The sequence below is a fragment of the Fervidicella metallireducens AeB genome, from assembly GCF_000601455.1.
Lineage (GTDB): Bacteria > Bacillota > Clostridia > Clostridiales > Caloramatoraceae > Fervidicella > Fervidicella metallireducens.
In genome coordinates this window covers 1-648 of sequence record NZ_AZQP01000155.1, presented here as the reverse complement: position 1 = coordinate 648, position 648 = coordinate 1, and the positions used below count along the sequence as shown (strand labels likewise).

Annotated in this window: 1 pseudogene; it reads right to left on the bottom strand. The window is 38.3% G+C overall.

What is annotated here, in order from left to right:
• Window positions 1–474: pseudogene (locus tag Q428_RS14250) on the bottom strand (group II intron reverse transcriptase/maturase); the annotation flags it as partial.
• Window positions 475–648: the final 174 nt, after the last annotated feature.

Sequence of the window (648 nt, the reverse complement as noted above, 5' to 3'; positions counted from 1 at the left end):
ATAGCTATTATCAGAAAACTTCTTTTCATATATAGGTGTTAAAACTTGAGCGATAGCTTGCTGAATAACTCTATCTACTACAGTAGGTATCCCAAGTAATCTCTTTCCTCCGTCAGGCTTTGGTATTTCCACTCTCCTAACAGGTTGTGGTCTATATCTTCCTTCCAGTAGTGACTGCCTTAATTCCTGTCCATGTTCTTTTAGGTATTGTAGAAGTTCATCTACTGTCATACCATCAATTCCATGACTTCCTTTATTGGCTTTTACTCTTTTATATGCACTGTTCATATTATCCCTTGATAATATTTGCTCAAGTATGTCACTACCGTATTCATTGACATCGTTTCTTCCTTTATCGGACATGGAAGAAATACTATGCACTTCTACATTATCTTTGAGTTCCACTCTATTTTTATATAGATAGCCTTCTTCATGAAGTTGTCTGCTTTCATCATATTTCTTCGTGTCTTTCAAAATTCTGAAACCTCCTATCGTTCAGTCCTTCCCACGCTAACGCGTATTGCGTGGTACTATGACCTCTGCTGACTTCTGATAGTTCAGCCATACATCACTGCATGGGTTGTTATTTCTAAATTCATATCCATAACTTAACTATCAGACCTCCCCGGGTAAGAGCGACCGCCTTCG